At 40.0% G+C, this 17,780-nt stretch carries 20 protein-coding genes; 3 read left to right on the top strand and 17 right to left on the bottom strand.

Translation table 11 applies throughout. The features are described from left to right. Nucleotide 1 precedes the first annotated feature (1 nt). Both CWO13_RS17730 and CWO13_RS17725 read left to right on the top strand, forming a co-directional pair. A complete protein-coding gene (locus tag CWO13_RS17730) occupies nt 2-661 on the top strand; it encodes a response regulator transcription factor (protein WP_017060377.1) in 660 nt (219 codons plus the stop codon). A gap of 127 nt (nt 662-788) precedes the next feature. Next, entirely contained in the window at nt 789-2,135 is a 1,347-nt protein-coding gene (locus CWO13_RS17725) for an ATP-binding protein (protein WP_055318564.1), read from the top strand. A 77-nt stretch (nt 2,136-2,212) separates the two neighbouring features. Here the strand turns inward: CWO13_RS17725 and CWO13_RS17720 are convergent, their stop codons facing one another. After that, entirely contained in the window at nt 2,213-3,520 is a 1,308-nt protein-coding gene (locus CWO13_RS17720) for an LssY C-terminal domain-containing protein (RefSeq protein WP_108083304.1), read from the bottom strand. Between the two features lie 14 nt (nt 3,521-3,534). Then, nucleotides 3,535-4,263: a glycosyltransferase family 2 protein gene (locus CWO13_RS17715; protein ID WP_017079049.1), complete on the bottom strand. Its 729-nt coding sequence runs from the start codon at nt 4,261-4,263 to the stop codon at nt 3,535-3,537. A gap of 369 nt (nt 4,264-4,632) precedes the next feature. On the opposite strand from CWO13_RS17715, the gene rplY reads away from it, so the two are divergent. Beyond that, nucleotides 4,633-4,911 carry a 50S ribosomal protein L25 gene (rplY, locus tag CWO13_RS17710; RefSeq protein ID WP_048658383.1) on the top strand — a complete coding sequence of 93 codons (279 nt, stop codon included), beginning with the start codon at nt 4,633-4,635 and terminating at the stop codon, nt 4,909-4,911. Nucleotides 4,912-6,094: 1,183 nt separating this feature from the next. Here rplY and CWO13_RS17705 read toward each other — a convergent pair. From CWO13_RS17705 to CWO13_RS17605, 15 genes are all read right to left on the bottom strand, one after another. Beyond that, nucleotides 6,095-6,421, bottom strand: coding sequence for a hypothetical protein (locus tag CWO13_RS17705; RefSeq protein WP_108083303.1), 327 nt, complete (start codon nt 6,419-6,421; stop codon nt 6,095-6,097). 65 nt (nt 6,422-6,486) lie between these two features. Next, nucleotides 6,487-7,029: a HEPN domain-containing protein gene (locus CWO13_RS17700; RefSeq protein WP_108083302.1), complete on the bottom strand. Its 543-nt coding sequence runs from the start codon at nt 7,027-7,029 to the stop codon at nt 6,487-6,489. Between the two features lie 845 nt (nt 7,030-7,874). Continuing rightward, entirely contained in the window at nt 7,875-8,480 is a 606-nt protein-coding gene (locus tag CWO13_RS17685) for a hypothetical protein (protein ID WP_108083300.1), read from the bottom strand. Between the two features lie 135 nt (nt 8,481-8,615). Next, entirely contained in the window at nt 8,616-9,020 is a 405-nt protein-coding gene (locus tag CWO13_RS17675) for a hypothetical protein (RefSeq protein ID WP_102431438.1), read from the bottom strand. A gap of 144 nt (nt 9,021-9,164) precedes the next feature. After that, a complete protein-coding gene (locus CWO13_RS23350; RefSeq protein ID WP_132982344.1) occupies nt 9,165-9,782 on the bottom strand; it encodes a hypothetical protein in 618 nt (205 codons plus the stop codon). Nucleotides 9,783-9,921: 139 nt separating this feature from the next. After that, nucleotides 9,922-11,634 (bottom strand): hypothetical protein, encoded by a 1,713-nt coding sequence (locus tag CWO13_RS17665; RefSeq protein WP_146164384.1) that lies wholly within the window; start codon nt 11,632-11,634, stop codon nt 9,922-9,924. 156 nt (nt 11,635-11,790) lie between these two features. Beyond that, entirely contained in the window at nt 11,791-12,141 is a 351-nt protein-coding gene (locus CWO13_RS17660; RefSeq protein ID WP_108083297.1) for a hypothetical protein, read from the bottom strand. 111 nt (nt 12,142-12,252) lie between these two features. Then, nucleotides 12,253-12,843: a hypothetical protein gene (locus CWO13_RS17655; RefSeq protein WP_108083296.1), complete on the bottom strand. Its 591-nt coding sequence runs from the start codon at nt 12,841-12,843 to the stop codon at nt 12,253-12,255. 146 nt (nt 12,844-12,989) lie between these two features. Then, complete coding sequence (locus tag CWO13_RS17645) at nt 12,990-13,523, bottom strand: hypothetical protein (protein WP_146164383.1); 534 nt, start codon at nt 13,521-13,523, stop codon at nt 12,990-12,992. Between the two features lie 141 nt (nt 13,524-13,664). Beyond that, nucleotides 13,665-14,486 carry an NAD-dependent epimerase/dehydratase family protein gene (locus CWO13_RS17635; protein WP_108083353.1) on the bottom strand — a complete coding sequence of 274 codons (822 nt, stop codon included), beginning with the start codon at nt 14,484-14,486 and terminating at the stop codon, nt 13,665-13,667. A gap of 246 nt (nt 14,487-14,732) precedes the next feature. After that, on the bottom strand, nt 14,733-15,494 hold the full coding sequence (locus tag CWO13_RS17625) for a hypothetical protein (RefSeq protein ID WP_102562687.1): 762 nt from the start codon (nt 15,492-15,494) through the stop codon (nt 14,733-14,735). Nucleotides 15,495-15,636: 142 nt separating this feature from the next. Beyond that, entirely contained in the window at nt 15,637-16,101 is a 465-nt protein-coding gene (locus CWO13_RS17620; protein ID WP_146164382.1) for a hypothetical protein, read from the bottom strand. A 216-nt stretch (nt 16,102-16,317) separates the two neighbouring features. Further along, complete coding sequence (locus CWO13_RS23345; protein WP_146164381.1) at nt 16,318-16,536, bottom strand: hypothetical protein; 219 nt, start codon at nt 16,534-16,536, stop codon at nt 16,318-16,320. A 112-nt stretch (nt 16,537-16,648) separates the two neighbouring features. Further along, nucleotides 16,649-17,074, bottom strand: coding sequence for a hypothetical protein (locus tag CWO13_RS17615; RefSeq protein ID WP_102431687.1), 426 nt, complete (start codon nt 17,072-17,074; stop codon nt 16,649-16,651). Between the two features lie 135 nt (nt 17,075-17,209). Continuing rightward, nucleotides 17,210-17,641, bottom strand: a complete 432-nt coding sequence (locus CWO13_RS17605; protein WP_102431689.1) for a hypothetical protein — start codon at nt 17,639-17,641, stop codon at nt 17,210-17,212. Nucleotides 17,642-17,780 lie beyond the last annotated feature (139 nt).

The following is a 17,780-nucleotide window of genomic DNA, read 5'->3' as shown; positions in this document are numbered from 1 at the left end:
TATGAAAATTTTAGTCGTTGAAGACGAACCTCGTTTGGGCCAACAAATTATTGAAACACTTGAGGGAGCCGACTGGGTTCCAGAGCTTTCTCAAGATGGTATCGACGCACTCTACCGCGCAACGTCAGAAGAGTGGGACGCGATTGTCCTCGATTTAGGTTTACCTAAGCTTGACGGCCTAACCGTATTAAAAGGCATTCGAGACGAAAACATCAACACACCTGTGATTATCTTAAGTGCTCGTGACACACTAACCCAACGTGTTGAGGGCTTAAACGCAGGTGCTGATGACTATCTAACTAAGCCATTTGAGATGGTCGAGCTGATTGCCCGTATTCGTGCTCAACTACGCCGAGCGTCAGGCAGTGCTGCCCCTATACTTCAAATAGGAGACCTAAGCCTAGACACACGCAGTTCTAAAGTATTATGGCAAGGCCAAGCGGTTAGCCTAACCGCGCTAGAATATAAAGTTGTCGCGTACTTCATGCATAACCAAAACAAGGTTATCTCGCGTACAGAACTGGTTGAACACATCTATAAACAAGACTTCGACCGTGACTCAAACACAGTTGAGGTGTTCATTGGTCGTATTCGCAAAAAAATTGCACCAAAGATCATTAAAACTGTTCGTGGCCTTGGCTACCAACTGAATGCTGAATAGCGCCCTATCTAATTACACTATAAGCAACCGTCAACAAAACTCAGTGTAATAGCCAATTAAATGGACAGCCTGTTCTGATCGTCGCAATACTGATAAGTCACGATGAGCAAAGGCAGGCTAGAAATGCATGAATCTAAAGAAACGAACACTTAAAAACATCAGTCTAAAAAGCCGCTTGCTCCTCGCTGCGGCTTTTTGGCTAGGTGCGATGATATTAGCGGCAGGTGTAGGGATTCCGAAACTGGTTAACGACTACCTCGTCGATGATATGAAGCAGCAGCTTGGCTTAACCATGGATGAGTTAACCGCCAATATCGAAACCAATGACAATGGCAATTTGATCATGGCAGAGCGTCTGTCTGATCCTAGGTTCAACCAGCCCTACAGTGGTATTTATTGGCGTGCCGCTACCCAAGAACAGATCATTCGATCTCGCTCGCTATGGGATAAAGACCTCACCATTAAGCGTTCGCCGATTCACACATCAGTCAAAGGGCCTGAGAAAGAAAAGCTGATTTACATCGAGCAGGATATCTACCTGCCTGAACTGAGCGACCCTGTCACGATTACTATTGGTATTGATGAAGATCCGCTAGAATCCACACTGACCGAGCTTACTGGCCAAGTCTGGTTAATCCTAATGCTGTTGTTTGTTGGCGTGCTTATGTTGATCGGCATACAAGTCAGTTGGTCGCTGCTACCGCTCAGTAAAATGCAGCGCGAACTGGTGATGCTAAGAAACGGCGAGCAGCAAGGGCTAAGCGATAACTACCCGAAAGAAGTTTCGCCATTAGTATCAGACCTCAATGCTCTTCTTTTTCATTACCAAGAATTACTGGAACGAGCTCGTAACCACGCTGGAAACCTATCTCACGCATTAAAAACGCCGCTGTCGGTTCTGAAAAATGAGATAGAACGACTTCCTGAGGATGACAAGGCGCTGCTACAACAGCCTATTCATCAGATTCAAAGCCAAATAGACTATCATCTTGGCCGTGCGCGCATGGCGGGTGCAATGAACATTCTTTCGGTGAAGTCTTCACCTTGTGAGCGTGTTGAAGCTATCTCAATGGCGTTTGATAAGGTGTACGCTGCCAACGAAATTACCATGATTAACGAGCTAGACTCAGAGATTGAAGTGGCGGTCGAAAAAACCGACCTTGATGAAATGGTCGGCAACTTACTAGAGAACAGTTACAAGTGGGCGAACAATATAATTCGTGTCCATGCAAATGAACTCGACGATGGCAACATTGAATTGGTGATTGAAGATGATGGCCAAGGCATTCCTGAAGAGAAGCTTCAGCAAGTGACCAAACGTGGTGTTCGACTTGATGAAACCACACCAGGAACAGGCTTGGGGCTTAACATCGTGAATGAAATGGCACACAGCTACCGAGGCAGCCTAACGCTCAGCAAAAGCTCAATGGGCGGCTTAAAAGCTTCTCTGGTGTTTAAACTAAGCAAAGGCTAACCACGTTCAGTAAAAGTTAAACGCAATAAGCCCTAGCGCAATGCTAGGGCTTAGTTCAATCGACCTTATATACGACCCTATATATCGTTCACAGCAACCTCCAAAGCTTGCGAATCATCACTCAGGGTCGTTGATCCAATCATTAAAATCCTACCATCTGTATAATAGTCATGATCTTCATTAATCACTTCCACCGTTGCCAATGGGTACTTGTCTAGCTCGATGTCAGGTAGTGACATTCGTATCTGATTAGCGAGCCTATCTCGCTCTTCATCAACATTAGGGTCAATGTTATGAAGTACGGTCACAATGCCTGAGTAAGGCGTGACTTTAAGGCCATCGTCATAGCTAATTGCGCCTAACCACTGGGGCTGGTTAGTTTTAATATCAACACCTGCACGCCACCAGCGAATATGGCTGCGCTTCATCAGGTTACCCGGCAATTGAAATGCCATATCTTGTGGCTTATCTCGCCAATATAAATCAGACACAGGTGGCGTTTTGTCTCTAAGCAATGCGAGATAACCAGCCCATTCAATCTCATTTCGAGAGAATGTTTGATTCTCTATCCAGCCTAATTGCTTCATTAAGTCTCTTGGGGTTGCGCCAACATAAATGACGTTGATCGCTTGCGCTGAATAGAATGACGATTTGCCTGGGAATGCTTTATAGGTAACCGAATTCCAGTCGACTTTGTTTATTTGAGCCGTCTCTGGTTGATTCTGAAAGTCATCCGCTTTCCAAAAAAAGTGAGCGTAGTTTGCAAACAATACCCATGCCAATAACAGCGCACTCGACTTAAGTACCAAACGTCGCCACTTCATTCGATAACCAATAATGGTGAAAACCAATACCGCGAATACCCCGACGATCAAACTATTATGCTCAGAGATAAATATCTTAAGGCTATTAAGCCACGGAAAGTTTTCAACGCCGTGTGCCAGTAACATACCCCAAGCAACAAACTGCCCGCCACCAAGGGCCAAGCCGATAACGGCTAATGCACTGAAGTTGCGCCACGGTACACGATGCGAGCCAGCTATAAATGGCACAACCCAAGCAATAGGCCCTAACAAACGAGCAAAAAGAATGATGTACGTGCCTTTGCGAACAACCAGATAGCGGCAGCGCGCAATTAATCTTTTGGTTTTAGGACGAAACTTAATGAGCCTTCGTTGCGCCTTAGCACCGTATTTATAACCAATGAAATAACTGAGTTGGTCACCAAGCAAACCACCTAGCATCACCAAAACCAACGCCATCCATGCACCTGAATACAGTTGAAAGCCCGCTGCGATAAAAAAGGGCTCTCCGGGTACAAATAGGTTTGGGCCAATGAGAGCATCACCCAATGCTCCCAGAAAAAGCCCTAGTCCATCAAACATAACAACCTCAATGCTTACTGTTCTTTGTAGTGACCAAACTTGTAGTTCATCTCGTTGTTACGCATTTCGCCTTTAAAGAAGCGTCTTACATTGGCTTTAAGATAAGTAGAGCCTGTCTTCACAACGCCATCTTGGTCTAAACGACGTGGGTCAAAGCCAAAAGTCATATTCAGGAATCTAAATCGCCATGTTTTGCTCGCACGTTTTACGTAGTCACAGTCTTCACACAGTACGATCTCTTCATCGAAACCGCCGATCTCATCATGCGCTCGTTTCGTCGAGAAAATACACGCGCCAATCGCCGTTGGGAAAAAGAACTGGGTAGTAAACAAGCCTGCGTTAAATAGCCCGTAACCAAACTTGTGCACAAGCGGCAGACCTTTCGAACTCATGTACACTCCGGCCACTTCAAGCTTCTTCTCTTCTAGCTCGTAAAGCGCTTTCGCAAGGAAATTTCGAGGCAAGCTCACATCAGCATCTAAGAAAAGGATCCTGTTGTATTGCGCCAATGACGCACCTGTGTTTCGGCCAAGGCTCACACCACGATTTTCCATATGATGAACAGTTAATTTTGGCAACGCGTTTTCATAAGCTTGTGCCACTTCTCTTGTGTTATCTTCACTGTTCGAGTCGACAACAATTACTTCAAACTCTTGGTGGGTTTGCACGCTCAGCTCTTCCATTAAGCGGCTAATGCGTTTCTCTTCGTTTAGCGTAATTACGACAATGCTTACCGGTTCCATATTTTCACCTATTCATTCTGCTGTTTAATTAACACTAAGATTAACGAACCAAGCCTTAACCAAGTCTTAGGCAAACATTCATTTTCCGTTCATTAACTTGATGATTTAGCAGTGATATAAATAGATGAGAGTGGTGCTGTAAAAGGGGTTAAAATACGCGAAACAAGCGTTAGCGAACGTTTTATCTCCAAATGAACCCATTATCTAAGGAAATTCACTTTGAGATGGGCTTCTTACTTGCTCATATTGGAATGTGATGTTAGTATCCGCGCTCGCTTAAGCATGAACTCGTTTGTGTCTAAGCATTACCACACACTCAAGGTCGCATTGAGGTGTGAAGTTAATTTTTACTAATTTGAGAGTAAAACTATGAAATTTGAAGCAGTAGTACGTACTGAACTAGGTAAAGGTGCGAGCCGCCGCCTACGTCACGCTGGTAAATTCCCAGCTGTAATCTACGGTGGCGAAGCTGAAGCTGTAGCTATCGAACTTGTTCACGCTGAAGTGATCAACCAAATGGATAAGCCTGAATTCTACGAAGCAATCACTCTACTGATTGATGGCGCAGAAGTTAAGGTTAAGCCACAAGACGTTCAACGTCACGCGTTCAAGCCAAAAGTTGAGCACATGGACTTCATCCGTATCTAATTCCCTACCAAGGAATAAGATTGGATTAATCCAGCCTTCTGCATAGAAAAGATAATCGATCTTACCAGTCGAGAAATCTAGAAATTCGAAACCCCGATGCTACCAACATCGGGGTTTCACCGTTTTTGAGCCCTCAAAAACGTCGTAAATCTCGCGCAATACACTGAAAACAATCAACTTCCCTCTTCCCCACTTTATCCCAGTCTTGCTTGGGTGGATTAAGGGTGGACGAAAGGTGGACTTATACAGTAGTTTTTCTAACAATAAGACTAGACCGCTTTTTCGCTAGGTTCAACACACTACTCAAACAAAAAACAAAACTGACTTGCATCTAGAATGTTACTTGTATGGCCTTATACGCATTTCTAAACGAATAGAGCAATCTAGGATAAGAATTACTCCTTTGGCATAACTCGCTAGTGCTGAGAGCCGCCTACTTACATTCATGTATATTGGATTGGGCTTTACCACCACGTAATACACTCCAGGTTAATCAAACAACACTGAAAGGCGATCAAGAAAACACTTCTAGCCTTTCGTTCATTCTTAACACCACCTTCCAGTCTAATCCTTCAATTCTCATTTAATGACATAACATGCCTGAACTACCCACCAGCAAGTAAACCTAATAGTCCAGTATTGAGAACTTTAAAGACCTATAGGCTATCACTGATCCGCACAGTCACTTTTCAAAACATAACACTCGACTTCCCTGACCAAAAATCACGGATTCGGAATCCGAATAATTAATAGAACGTCTATACAAACCAAAAATATTGAAGAATTTGGGTCCAAGAATTTGTGATGTTGGGGCTCTGGTCGCATCACAAGCATAAACTCCCGCAACCCCCACCCTCATGCACTCTAGGTGACACTTTCAGTTCACCTAGAGTGCACGGATTTAAAGGGCTAACGAGAGATTTTATTGACAAAGTAACGTTGACACTTTTTTGGAAAAAATCTCAATCCAGATTCTAGTGCTAATGCTTAAAAATCAACGGCGTTTTGAAGGAGAAAAAAACGAGTAACTCTAAGATTTTCAATACAACTCGTATAATAAAACTCGTAAAAGTGAGGTTGCCGAAGCAGAATTGCAACGGATATCCGAATTTGCGAATAAAAAGGAGTAATATTGAGATGGTTGCAGCTATGAAAAAGAAGCGGCCTGATTAGCCCACTTTCCTTAGGCTCTTCTTTCTAGAATACTCGTAATGTCTTTCTTGAGTTCCTCTGAAAGGCGTTCGAATTTTTCTGGTGCAACCAAGCCTTCCGCACACATTTGCATGAGCTGGATAAATGCATTGCTTCGAGAATGGCCATCAAAAATCAACTTCATTTGCTTTTGAGATTCTTTGGAGTGCTGGCACATAAAGTTAAACCTTTCCCCTACAGGTTCTGCCTCATCAGTAATCGTTTTGATGGCTTCATCTAGTTGACGAGCACAAAACACTTTCACTGCTTCACTCTTTATTTCACAAAAGATTTTCCAATCAGACTCTTTGATATTCATACTTACCTCCATAAAGTGTTACTTCTTAGGGTAGAACATGGCGCCGTAGTCGTTTGTTATATGAATTATATCGCCAATAGTTTCCTATCAGTTACTTCAACTAACTCTCGAAAAAAACGTATGCACTTGTCTAGCTCATCGCGCTTCACTATATGAGAAGACTGTTTATCAATTTGTGCTCTATGGACCGCTTCACCACGCTTTCTAAGCCAAGAGTTTAACGCAGTTCTTGAATCTTTTGCTGTGTGAAAGTTACCCCAAACCCAACTTTCAGTAACGTCTATACCGAAAAACTCTTGGAATAGATCCTTAGTTTTCTTAGAGTCTGGATTATTGAAAACTTTAAGATGATCATGCAATCGCCCTGTTATTATGCTGCCAACCTGAGAACCCATAACCATTCCATATTTAGCATTAATTAATTCGGAAGCTATATCTTCAACATACGTCTCCCAAGCAGTCAAAGTCATGATCAAAGTTGCTCGTTTTAGCACCTCTGGTGGACTCATACCACTATCACAGTGATTCATCGAGTCATAACAGGCTATTAACTCTTCTGAATCTGAAAGTGCTAACTCAAATTCCTTTCTTGCTTGAGACATATACATATATCCTCCTTATTCATATAACGCCCAATTAGGGTGTGAGCAACGCTACCACGTAACTCGATAAAACCACAATAATCACTAAAATCCAATTTTACACCAAAATTACTAAGCGTTAGGAATCACTCTTAAATTGTTTGTTATGCAAGTGGTTGATTTTTTTAAGTCTCAGCCTCATATATGTGATAGGTCAACAGTTTTAAGCCCCCATCCATGGAAAAATTCAAGAAACCTATGATTAAATTCATTGTGTTAATGGTTATAGCTTTTAGCACAACACTCATATTTCCAGTCCAACAACTTATTGATGCTTCATTCTCAGATAAGACCGAAACAGTATTGTCTGTAATCCTGTACCTACAAGTAACTTGTCTAGCGATCGTATGGAGGTTTATGCTGCTAGATAAGCAAGTCATTGTCTCAAAGATTTGCTCCTTAATGAGCTACCTTGCCTTTACTACTATTGCTTTTGGTTCGTTGCTAGGGACATGGTTAACTAAATACATACTAAATTCGGGTTATCACTTTTTTTCTTCAGAACACCTAATTATTCGAGCAGTTTTGTTGTTTCTACTATCCGGAGCACCAACCCTGATAGTTTATCTAAGTAAAAATATTCCAAACATCATTAAAAAAAATATAAGAAACTCATACTTTCCAATGAGGCTTTATGTCGCGGGATTGTTGTGCGGAATTACTTGGCTATATTTATCAGCCACACTGCTTGCCTCGGTTGTATAACGCTCTGTTAAGAGGTGAGCAACGCAATGCCGAAGCCGCCGCATACCAACCAACGCATAGTGAAAATGCCATGCGTTGCGAATCACTCTTGAACAGTTTGTTAAAAATCAAGAGCAGAGGACTACTTTTCCTGTTCTAACTAATTGCTGATGAGTTTCGAAAATACCTGTGGCCATTTGGTTCAATTTATTTTTTAAAGCAAACATTTCCGGTCTATCTTCGAAATCATTTAGACCAATACTAAACCAACCATGTCCTTGTGATTGAATAGCCAACGAAAGTTTATTCCTAAACTCCTCCATTTGATTTAGTAAAGTAATACGGATATCTTCCAACTGTTTGTTACTGAACTCATGATCGGCGTTATTCCAGTTCAAAATAAAAAGGTCGATTCCTTTTAACTTGTCACTATGAAATGAATTACCTAAATCATGATCTTTCAGAAAATCTATAGTTTCACCGTCAGATGGTAATACTTCTCTAAACTTTTGAAAAAGTTCAACATCGCTCGGGCTTACATTATTCTCTAGAACTTTAGGTAACTCCACATTGAGTTGGCTTAGCTGCTTGTATAGCTTATACTCTTGACCAACAAAAGTGATAAAGAATCCTAACGAAACAACCAAAGGCTCCCAGTCAGGTTCGCTAACCAACCAAGCTACACTTAATAGCAAAACAACTAAATTTAGTATTTTAAAAACAAACAAACTCATATTAAACTTTATGATTTTTAACGCCTTGTTAAGGTGTGAGGCACGCAATACCGAAGCTTACGCATACCACCTTAACCACTAAAACCAACGCATAGTAAAAATGCCACGCGTGCCGAATCACTCTTGAACAATTTGTTAGCCCTTTTTCAAAAGGTTAAGACTTGTATACGACAGCCAAACCACCAAGATTGCCAGTAAGTTTAGAGAAACTGTTACTTCATTAACATTCACACTTATCGGTACTTCAACTCCAAAAGAAAAGGCTAAGGAAAAGTTAGGAGTCTCTATGCCTATAATCTGAATTAAATAAAGAGCGATCATTAACTTAAATACCCAAAGCTTCTTTTTTAACAACCCGTAAAAACTAGACAAGTTCAAGCTTAGCATCACTAAAACAATTGCAAATGTGAGAAAAAGACTCGAAGAGCTCAATTGATTTACTTGGGCAAGCAAGGTAAATGGTAGAAACAGAGTAACTGCAACAGATATACCCTGCAAAAACAGCAAGAACTTTGTTCTTTTTAAATGATTTTCAAACAATTTTTTATTTTCTCCTTGAGGGCTAATGCCATGTTAAGTAGTGAGCAACGCTACCACTGAACCTTAACCATACCACCATAAACACAAAACCCAATAATTAACACTGAAAGTGCCAAGCGTTGGGGATCTGTCTTAAACGTTTTGTTATGTTTTATTATCGACGGATACTTTTTGCAAAATATATGTACAAGCAAAAGAAATGAACACAGATAGCAAAAAATATAGGTAGAAGAACCAATTATAAAAAAGAAAATCTAGCTCTAGTGGTCGTTTATATAATCCACTTGTTCGAAGTTTTTCTGATTCTAGACTTCTAACAAAGTGCTTAACTTCAACCAACATGAATTCATAAGCCTTTTTATCGTAAAGACTATCTATATAATCTTCTTTTAGTTTAACTCTCAGCGCATCATTTTTAAAACTATTGAAAGCTTCAGAGCAATAATAAGACTTCAGTTCTTTGTCCTCTTCTGTAGTCTCTTCAGCATCAATGCAAACTTGTATCATATCTACTGTTCTCAAAAATAATTGCTCTGAGTCTAATAGACGGCTTTTCTGGAGATACTCTGTATTCCTATCCAATATCTTGTCAGTATGCTGGAAAAATAGATAATAAGGAGAAAGTAAAATTAACATCGACAAAATGAACACGAAAAACCAACGAAAAAGTCGAGATTCAACTAAAAACCCACCTGCTTTTTTCACTATTTTCTTAGTGAAATAAAAGTACTTACTCCAAGTATCTGGATCTAAAAAGTTCATAAACTCTCCTAAAACATAACGCCCTGTTAAGGTGTGAGCAACGCAATACCGATGCCGCCGCAAACCACCTTAAACACTAAACGCAACGCATAGCAAAAATGCCAAGCGTTACGAATCACTCTTAAACAGATTGTTAGGTTTATGTGTTGCAGAATAGCTTAAACATCGAATTATTCGTTTTAGAAATACTATTAACATAGCTCAATAGTATATTGATTTTATTGTTTGGGCTTGCTCTTAACCTTGAGTTTGAGATGCCCGGCTGAACAATCCAGACTTCATTCATTGCACTCGGGCTTTCCAGAGAAAATAATATTTTCTCGTAAAGTTGATCTGCATCCTTAATTGAAAGATCTAAATATTTAGAATTAGAAAATAGTCGTTCTTTTTTATCTGAATAAGACAACGGAAAGAAATACTTCATATTCTTTATAGCTTGTGCCACAACGACTTGTAAGTCATCCACGCGTAAACCTTGCTGTCGATTTGAAGAGTATTTTTCATGACTGAGAATTATTTTATTAGTACAAATCACTATATGGTCAGCAATCTCATTTGCTCCATTGTCTTCGATGATAGCTAACACATCCTCTTGAGTTATTAAGCTATACATATAATCTAAAGTAGCATCTGAAATATTCTTTGTGTAAGGGGACCTTGGAGCCTGTGCTTCACTTTTTATATCGACAGAGTTCCACGATATTGCACTATCTATACCTTCAGTAAATGGGCACCTTAATCGATTATCAAACCAATGGCTTCCGTCTCTATATGCATAAGCATTATCAAACAATAAAGTATAGTTGGCTGTATCACTCAAATATTCAATGAAATCTGTCTTACGCTTTCTAGTCGTGTTATCTGGTTTATCACTGAAAAAAACCTTTACTTCATCAGATGTATTGTCGAGCGAAAATTCTGGGACATTATCGCTAAGATCTATATTCAAAATGAAATTACTATGGCTATTTCCTATCTTAAACTTATTACTACTAACTCTTTCAATAAACCAGTCTATTACGTTTACACCATTTATATTGAAATATAAATTACCTTTATCTCTAACAACATAGTCAATATAAAGTGAAAGAATATTTAGTGGGTCAGATGGAGGCTCTACAGGACAGACAAGTATGGGTAAACTAAAATCAAGGTCATCATTTAGAATTTCAGTTAAAACCTCACACTTCTTGTTGAACTGCGATATCCCTTTGCACCAACCACTCCAAACCTTTCTTTTCTTGGCGGAACAACCAACACTGGAGCCAAGTTCAGAGCTCTCTGAAGATGCGATACAAAAGTTAAAGCTATAACCTGCATCAAATGAAGGTGTCAGTGAATACCTCGTATCTTTACCAGAATATGACTTGGATTCTACAGCTGTACCACCCGCACCGAAAGTATTAACCAAGCCCATAGTTCTAATTTTCAACTCATCGCCATTAATTAGATTATATATTTTCTTGATATCAATATCTAACTTGCAGAAGTGTATTTTCATTATATTATCGATTAGATCTTGAAGTTTCTTATCACTAGAATAGCTAAATATATATTCACCATCATCATTAATGATGATAATTTCATTAGTTCTATTAAATATATTTTCAGGAATATCGGATAGATTCTTACCTTTTTCTTTGTACCAAGTTGGTAATGTATATACCGCCAAGACGTAAATATTTGATCTCGGTCTCTCATAGTTTTGTACGATTTTTATTATTCTTTTTATTCCATCTTGGTTACAATATTTATACAATAGCTTACCAAATTTTTTACGATTGTATTTTTTCTTCCCTCTAACTTTTACTTGGAAGAATGGGGTAATTTTAGATAATTCAAAAACAGCCAATTTAAACCAACTAGTTGTATACTCAATCAAACACCCATCAACTATACATATTTCATAGTTATAAAAACATGATTGAAATCATAAACCAAAGTAGTAGAAAGAAACCTAACGCATAGCAAAAATGCCATGTGTGCCGAATCACTCTTGAACAATTTGTTAGTTTTCCGATTCCACGAAATTCAAGATATCTTTGTAGTTATTTACAACAATATCGACGGAATTATCGTCGTGATAAACTCGATAGAGCTTTCCGTTTTCGCCATCATTCACATTGATAAAGTATGGATCGCCAGAGCCACATAAGCTGCCACCAACGGCTATATATCCAGACTTAACAACGTTGATACCCGGATAACAATGGCTAGTTTCATCTTCAATTTCCGAACGTGTAAATACCTTAAAGTCTGCCCCTAACTCTGATAAATCAAAGTCATCTGGGATCTCAAATGATTTATTACTCAAATCGTTCTTGGATACAAAATCCAACCAATAATCAGGAATATTCATCACTGTAAACTCCAAAAGAAAACTAACGCCGCATTAAGGTGTGAGCGACGCTTGGCTATACTTGAGCGAAGCGAAACTGCCAAGCGTTGCGAATCACTCTTAAATGCTTTGTTATGTTTTTGTTTTCTTGAGCTTTTTGTACGCTTCAGACCATTCAAATGAGATATGTATCATAGCCAACGGACTAAACAAAGCAGAAATAAAACCAAAGCTAGTATCACCTGTTAATTCATCAACAATTGGGGCACACAAGAAGCAAAGATAGACCCAACCGGAATGTTTACGAAAGTGCTTGCTGTTAGTGAAAACAACTCGGAAATGATTTGAGAACAAAGAAAAACTAGCAACGATACCCAACACACCAACCACCATATTTCCTTGTATCACAGCTAAGGAAAGAAGGGCAGCACCATAAACTGAAAACCCAATTAGACCCGCTTTATGAGTTATTGAGTAAACTTCCCATTGTAACCTGTCTTTCTCAACGTTACTGCAAGGACCCAAAACGTCAAAACCAGAGTCATTACTTTTCGACAAGTTAACACTTAGAACGCACAATACTGCGCCACATATGAACATCAATAATGGTGGCACTATCACCCCAAAGAAATTAGTATTAATCAAATCTAAAGAAGCAAACAAAGCACAAAAAACCAGCACCATACCCGTCCATAGAGCTAGATTTCTAAGCAGTATTCTCATCATTCCTCCTCGGAAACATAACGCCCGGTTAAGGGGTCAGTAACGCAATACAAAAGCCACCGCACATCACCTTAATCACTAAAATCAACGCAGATTAAAAATGCCACGCGTTACGAATCCCTCTTGAACAGTTTGTTATGTGAATTCTACCAACGTTCAATGACTCTAATTAATCGTTCCTCGGCGGTCTTAAGCTTTTCTTTATCATCAGACCACATTACACCATAGTCACGAAACCGATAACTTGGAACCAGCAAGGTTTGCCGAATACCTTGCAGTTCATTTCTATGAGGTGATGTTCTTGATAAAACAGCCAAGTTAACCAACAGTCGTTCAAACAAACTATAGAGTTCATTTCTCTTTTCCTGAGGCAGTGAAACATTCGCAGGTAAAACCTCAACACACAAGACAGCTAAAACTTCTTGGCACTCTATCAGCCGAGTGATGCTTGATTGCCCTTTTGATTGTACCTTCCACGCACTTAACGCAAGATAACCAACGTAAGCAGCGCACAAGGTGCCAAGGCCTGCCAATATTGTCCCAATATCAACCAGCCATTGGAATGCGATTTTTACGAACGAAGTTGAGTGTGCCTGTTTTCCCATTAACCAGCCAAAAGCAATTAAGCATAAGGCTGCCATTAATGACCCCACGATCGTACTGCTAAAACGATATTTCACTGCTAAATATTTCCTCCATTCACATAACGCCTTGTTAAGGGGTGAGCAACGCTATACCCAAGCCGCAGCATACCACCTTAAACACTAAAACCAACGCATAGTGAAAATGCCACGCGTTGCGAATCCCTCTTGAACAATTTGTTATGTGTAATTTTCTAAGTACTTTCTTAATGACTCAGTCGATTCAAACAAGAGACTAACTGGAAGGCTAAGATTTAGTTTTTCAATTTCGACTGCCGAAGAGCCATGACATTTCTCAAAGTCACTCCAACTGCTCTCGTGAACCTGCTTTATAATTCGAAAGTTGAGTAGCAATTGAGAAAATGCTTCGGGGCTATACCCCTTAGCCTCAGCAATAAAGTGTTGTGCAGCCGGACGTTTGCCTTGAACCAGTGCTAAATAAAATCGAGCGATGTCATTAACATGGATATATTGGTTGTAACCTTGAGATGGCATCGCTACTTGGAGAGTTTGGTCAGATAAGGAATCTACAATCCGCTTTAGCTGACAGTTTTCCCCACCATAAACCAAGCTAGGACAGTAAACGACATGCCACTTTTTTTTGATAGCATAACCTATTGTAACTGTGTCCGGTTTCACCGCCTCTAGAGGCTTAAGCCTAAATTCTTTGAGATCATTGTGAGAAGCATTGCCAAATAGCCAAACGCCTGATGTGTGGATTTTTGTCGCACCGTCAGCCGCTAGTCTATCCAGCTGCGTTAGCAACTTGGACTCTATATCAGCTATTTCCTCCGGCGAAAACTCTGACCAATGTGGACGAGCACAATTTATAACGATATCAAAGTAACCAGAGAAATCTGATGACACATTGGTAAGCTTCCAAGCAGGAGGTAAGACACCGTTAGTCCTGCTGTAAGTCGAAACTTCAAAGCCACTTTCGACAAACATCTTAGCCACGTGGCTACCAATATACCCATTGGCTCCTGATATAAGTACTTTCATTCTTTCCCTGAACTCTTGCTTACACATAACGCCGCGTTAAGTGGTGAGCAACGCAGTCATCTCCCATACATACACTATCTCTTGTTAGTTTGACTCTCAGCATAAAAACTCCAATAGAACATAACGCCGCGTTAAGTGGTGAGCAACGCAGACCACCTTACCTAACCCATTGTGCTGTAAACACTAAATTTAAAGCAAACCGAAAACACCGAGCGTTGCGAATCTGTCTTAAACGCTTTGTTATATTCATATTTTCGCAAAATACTCTTTGATAATGCGTCTTTTAAGTTCAGGAGATAGGACTAGTACACTATTAATGTACAAGTCATCCTGTTTTAAGGCATTCCAGTGCTCGTCAGAATTTAGATCCGGGTTGCTTTCCAATTTACCGCTAAACTGATGCCCGAACTCTAATTTTTTAACTTCGAGTTCATAGAACTTATTTTTTTCACCCTCTGAATACATTTCTTTCGGAAGCCAAGCCGAAAACTCAATATTCCATCCATTCTCGATATTAAAATCAAGTTCAATGAAGTAATGAGAAATATTAGGGTGTTCAAAATAGATATCACTGTGTACCTCTTTAGCCCAACTATCCGTAGAGCGTAAGAAATACCACGTGAACTCGATATATTCTTCACATCGATCATGTGACGGAGCCTCACTGAACTGATGCTCTATATTGTTCCTTAATTCAATAAGTTTGTTCACCATCAACCTGCGGACAAGTGACAACTTTGACAATGTATCAAATGAACCTTTGACACCAAATAGCTTTGATATGTGTTTAATATTGTAACACTTAGATAGCAACTTTAGACGATGATCTATTGAGCGTTTTAAGTTGGATATAATATCAATATAAAAGTTACCATTATCGGCAATAGCTAACAAAGACTGAGCGTGATTTACATATATGTAGCTCTTTTCCCACTCACTCCCTTGAGGTTCAATTGTGCACTTTTTTACGTCCCAATCGAACACACTTTCGTTAACGTAAATCTTCATACTACCTCATTGAATATAACGCCGCGTTAAGTGGTGAGCAACGCAGACCGCCACACCCAAAACATTGTGCCGTAAACACTAAAGCTGAATCAAACCGAAAATGCCGAGCGTTGGGAATCCGTCTTAAACGCTTTGTTATGTGCTAGCTAGTTAACCAACTTTCAAGTTCAATTACCAATGCATCCTCACTGAACCCGTCGACTTCTTTGAATATTTTCTGTTGAATATTATTAAACTTTTGACCAACATTTCCACCAGAAACGTAATTTCTTATTACACTCGATGGAACAAATATAATTCCAGTGCCTTCATGCCCTTCCCCAGCGATTATCCACCTTAAGTTTGACTCCAAGTAATCTGGAGCTTTCGCAACTATTTCGGGCTGAAAGCCACCGCCACTTGAACTCCCAAAGCCTAAGCGCCCATGCGACTTTTTATGGTACTTTACCTCTATAAAGTATAGCGAAGGCTTCTCGCCATTACGACAGATAAGAATATCAACAGCTTTCTTGTTATCGAAAAGCTCTAAATCTTTATGATTTGAGCATATTCTCTTCTTTATCAGATCACGCAAATAAGATTCAAATGCTGATTCATTCTCAAACACGAAATTTCTCCGAAAGGCGCATAACGCCGCGTTAAGTGGTGAGCAACGCTACCACCCGACCTAAACCATTGTGCCGTAAACACTAAAGCTGAATCAAACCAAAAATGCCAAGCGTTGGGAATCCGTCTTAAACGCTTTGTTATGTGCGTACTTTCAACGACCTCAAACCTAAGTGTGTAATCTAGAATTAAATTAACTGGAGCTTGTAGTTTTTATTCAAGACCAATCAACTTCCCAACCAGACTCTTCAAAGTAGCCGTTCAAAGCCTGATAATCCTCCACCCAATTATCGTAGCAATTATTGGACTTCTGGCTAAAGGATTCAGATACAGAAATGATATAGCCACCTGTACTCTCAGAATCATCGATAACTAGGACTTCACGACCTAAATCATCGCCTTGAACAATTTTTCCTGTATGCCCAATTTTTATCATTCGACCTCCAAGCACATAACGCCGCATTAAGGTGTGAGCGGCGCTTGGCTATACTTGAGCGAAGCGAAACTGCCAAGCGTTGCGAATCACTCTTAAATGCTTTGTTATGTGTTTACTCAAAGTAACCCTCGGAAGCAATTGCAACCGATTGAAAGTACAACCCTTCACCTTCTTCTAGGTCAGGAAGAGTTGGACGCCAGAAAGATAACTGAAGCTCTTTAAACACGTAGCTATAGCCTAACTCTGGATCAGAATGATCATAATTACCTTCTAGCTGAACTCGTTCGAGCACATTAGTCGCTAATGTCCTATGTACGTCAATGCCAAACAATGTCGTTGAAAACAACTCAGACGCCGCAGCTTCAATGAACTCAACTCTTCCTTCATTATCAAAATCTACCATGAGACCATCTAAAAAATGATGGCGATGACCATAGATGTAATCAGGAGCTCCGATAACATTGCTCACTTCAGTTTCTGTCATACCAAGCTTGACTGGACCGATTGAGTTTTCTAGTTGAATTTCGAAAATTTCCATTTTTGTCCTAAAAACACATAACGCCTTGTTAAGGTGTGAGGCACGCAATACCGAAGCTTCCGCATACCACCTTAACCACTAAACCTGACGCATGGTAAAAATGCCACGCGTGCCGAATCACTCTTAAACAATTTGTTAGCAGGACATTACGCAAGTAGCCGATGCTTCATTGACATAACTATAACCTTCGATAGTGACTGTAATCTGCTCTAAACCAAAAACTGACTCTGACGTTATCACTATAGGGAAGTTTAGTCTTATCAGGTCATTATGATTGGGCTTCGTAATGCCAAACCAAAAGCCTACGGTTTTGCCATTTACGAACATATTGGGTTGAGAATATTCGACTTCAGCTAATCCGTAATGAATGAAACCAATAAACTCATTACCATTCGCATCGACGAATTTCGCCCTGACAATGATGTTAGAGTTGGGGTCTAGAGCATCATCTTGGCTAGCTTGACAAATGACAGTGTCATCATGACTATCATCTTTCCATGAGGCAAACTGCCATACTGCATAATCTTGTATATCTTGGGGAGTTATTTCCCATATTTGCTTAACCATGTTACTCCTGTACTGCTAACGCCGCATTAAGGTGTGAGCAACGCTACCACAAAACTAAACCATACCACCGTAAACACTAAACCCAACGATGGAATGAAAAATGCCAAGCGTTGGGAATCACTCTTAAATGCTTTGTTAT

This window comes from Vibrio sp. ZF 223 (assembly GCF_003050585.1).
Taxonomy (GTDB): Bacteria; Pseudomonadota; Gammaproteobacteria; order Enterobacterales; family Vibrionaceae; genus Vibrio; species Vibrio crassostreae.
Note: the sequence above shows the minus strand (reverse complement) of the source record. Positions and strands in the feature narration are given on the sequence as shown.